The organism is Streptomyces sp. XM83C, assembly GCF_023072675.1.
Taxonomy (GTDB): domain Bacteria; phylum Actinomycetota; class Actinomycetes; order Streptomycetales; family Streptomycetaceae; genus Streptomyces; species Streptomyces thermocoprophilus.
Window position 1 is genome coordinate 1 of the sequence record NZ_JALLGL010000469.1, and the last position, 3,127, is coordinate 3,127.

2 protein-coding genes and 1 pseudogene are annotated in these 3,127 nt (G+C 74.7%); 2 read left to right on the forward strand and 1 reads right to left on the reverse strand.

Annotated elements, in window-relative coordinates:
* Nucleotides 1-21: 21 nt before the first annotated feature.
* Entirely contained in the window at nt 22-684 is a 663-nt protein-coding gene (locus MTQ10_RS29295; RefSeq protein ID WP_247473418.1) for a bifunctional DNA primase/polymerase, read from the reverse strand.
* A 317-nt stretch (nt 685-1,001) separates the two neighbouring features.
* On the opposite strand from MTQ10_RS29295, the gene MTQ10_RS29300 reads away from it, so the two are divergent.
* Entirely contained in the window at nt 1,002-2,387 is a 1,386-nt protein-coding gene (locus tag MTQ10_RS29300; protein ID WP_247473419.1) for a transcriptional regulator, read from the forward strand.
* Between the two features lie 121 nt (nt 2,388-2,508).
* Nucleotides 2,509-3,127: pseudogene (locus MTQ10_RS29305) on the forward strand (hypothetical protein); the annotation flags it as partial.

The following is a 3,127-nucleotide window of genomic DNA, read 5'->3' on the forward strand; positions in this document are numbered from 1 at the left end:
GGTCCCGCCCGCGCACCCCCCTCAGCGGTCCCGCCCGCACGCGTACGCGAGCGGTGAGATCAGCTCCTCCGCGTCCGGCAGCCAGCGGTTCGCGGGGGTGGGCCGGCGCGCCCACTGCACCGCGCCGCGGGAGCCGTACCGGGTCGGCGGCGCCGCCACGTACGAGCCCTCGCCGAGGACGAGCAGGTCGAGGGAGGAGAGCGACCAGCCGAGCTTGCGCACCAGCTCCGGCAGCTTCGCCGCCGCGCCCGGCAGCACGAAGAAGAACATCCGGCGGTCCGGGGTGAGCGTCACCGGCCCCAGCGTCAGCTCCATCCGCTCCATGCGCGCCAGCGCGAGGAACCCGGCGGTCTCCGGCACCGACAGCGCGTCGAAGGTCCGCCCCGTCGGCAGCAGGATGGACGCCGTCGGCTGCCGCTGCCACATCCGGCGTGCCACGGTCGCGCTGCCCGTCGCCTGAGTCGCCCAGTCGGGGCGCGCCGGGTGCGCGCCGGGGGCGGCGCACGCCGCGTCCTCGCAGGAGCAGCGCTGCACCCCGTCGACGGCCTCCAGCCAGGTGCCGGGGAACACGTCCCAGTGGCGCTCCTCGGCGTAGCGGACGGCGGCCTCCAGCAGCGATTCACCGCGCTGCTTCGGGATCTGTGCGGTTTCGGTGCCCTGGATCGTCTCTTCCACGTGGAACACAACTCCCGCGCCCACCTCGGGTTACGGCCCGGGCCGCGCGCGGGGGGAGAGCACCGGCCCCGCGTCCGGGGCGCATGGATGCACGGGCGGGGGCGCGCGGAAGGAACGACGGCGTGGGCGGGTAGCCATGCAGGGGGCGGCAGATGCCGGTACCCCGGCAATCCTCAACATGCCTCGCATGACGTGCATTCTCGACATGTCGGCGGGGCATCGATCTTCACGACCGGTTCGTCACACCGGGACGTGGGGCGTCCGGTCGCGGAAGACTCGTCGATCCGGTGCATGGGCAGGCACCGCAGCCACAGGGGGTTATGCCAATGGCCGCAAGGCCTCTCGTCGCGCGGCAGCCGAACGAACGGCTGCAGGCGCTCATCCAGGAAGCCGGTTGTTCCAACGCGGGTCTGGCCCGCCGGGTCAACATGTGCGGCGCCGAGCACGGCCTGGACCTGCGGTACGACAAGACGTCCGTGGCGCGCTGGCTGCGGGGACAGCAGCCGCGGGGCCGGGCGCCGGCGATCATCGCGGAGGCGCTGGGCCGCAAACTGGGCCGTACGGTCACGATCGACGAGATCGGCATGGCCAACGGCAAGAACCTCGCCTCCGGGGTCGGTCTCCAGTTCTCGCCGACGGTGCTGGGGGCCATCGAGCAGGTGTGTGAGCTGTGGCGCAGCGATGTGGGCCGCCGTGACTTCCTGTCCGGCTCGTCCGTCGCCGCGTCCGCGCTCGTCGAGCCCAGCCGCGACTGGCTGATCTCCGCGCCCGACGCGCAGGTGGCGCGTGCGGCGGGCCCGCGCGTGGGCGCCTCCGACGTGGCCGCCGTCCGGGCCATGACCCGCTCCCTGGTCGAACTGGACCACCAGTACGGCAGCGGGCATGTGCGTCCGGTCGTCGTGCACTACCTCAACAGCGTCGTCTCCGGGCTGCTCGCCGGCTCCTACCGTGAGTCCGTCGGGCGTGAACTGTTCGCCGCTGTGGCCCGGTTGACGGAGCTGGCCGGGTACATGGCCGTCGACACCGGCCAACCCGGGCTCGCCCAGCGGTACTACATCCAGGCGCTGCGGCTGGCACAGGCCGCCGGTGACCGTGGCTACGGAGGTTATGTCCTCGCCGCGTCCATGAGCCATCTCGCCGCCCAGCTCGGAAACCCGCGCGAGATCGCACAGTTGGCGCGCGCGGCGCAGGAAGGGGCGCGGGGACGTGTGACACCGCGCGCGGAGTCGATGTTCCACGCCGCCGAGGCCCGCGGGCACGCTCTCCTCGGCGACGCGCGGGCCGCGCAGGCCGCGGCCGGGCGGGCGCTGACCGCGTTGGAGGCCGCCGACCCGGCCTCCGGCGACGACCCGCCGTGGATCACCCACTTCGACGAGGCCTATCTCGCCGACGAGTTGGCGCACTGCCACCGCGACCTCGGGCAGGCCGAGGCGGCGGCCCGCAGCGCCGAGCAGGCCCTCGCCGGGCATCCTGAGTCACGGGCGCGCCGCCGTGCCATCGGCTATCTGCTGCTCGCCACCGCGCAGGTGCAGCAGCGGGAGATCGAACAGGCCTGCCACACCGGCCTGAAGGCCGTGGAACTCCTGGAGAACCTGCGCTCCAACCGGGGCGCCGAGTATCTGGAGGACTTCCAGCAGCGCCTGGAGCCGTACCGAGAGGAGTCGGTGGTACGGGAGTTCGGCGCCCGCGTCGACCTGCGGGCGGCGGCCTGACGGAAGCTGTAACGGCCGTCACAGGGAAGGAGGTGAGGTCCTGAGCTGCGTGGCACCCGGCTCGGGGGACCCGGTAGCGTGAGCCGACGATTCCGAAGGTCCCCCATTCGTAGGAGTCCCGGTGACGCAGAGTGGACAGGGCGATCAGCCCTCGGCGCAGCCCGCGCGCGAAGGCATAGTGCTGCCTTCCGACGGGGGCGCGCCCCTGCTGCCGGGCTCGCCCGTGGGCCCGCAGCCCGGCCCGCAGCCGACGCCGTACCCCAGCGCCCCCGACCCCGCCGCCCCCGCGGGCGGCCAGGCGTGGGGCGGGTCCTGGGGTCCCGGCCAGCAGCAGCCCCAGCAGGCGCCGCCGGCACCCCAGCCTCAGGCACCCCAGCAGTGGCAGCAGCCCGCGCAGCCCCAGCCCCAGCAGCAGACCTGGGCGGGCGCGGGCGCGGGCCCGCTGCCGCAGGAGGGCGCACCCCCGGCGTACGACGCCCCGGGCGCGCCCCAGCCGGCGGCGTACGCCTACCCGAGCGCCCCGCAGACGCCGGACCCGCACTCCCCCGCCTACGGCTACCCGCACGCCTCCGACACACAGGGCGGCCCTTCCCCGGCGTACGGCTACCCGCCCGCCGCCGGCGGCCCGAGCGCCCCGCTGCCCCCCACGGCGGACGGCGCCACCCAGTACCTGCCGCCCGTGCCCGCCGCCGGCGGCGACGAGGGCGCGACGCAGTACATACCGCCCGTGCAGGCCCAGC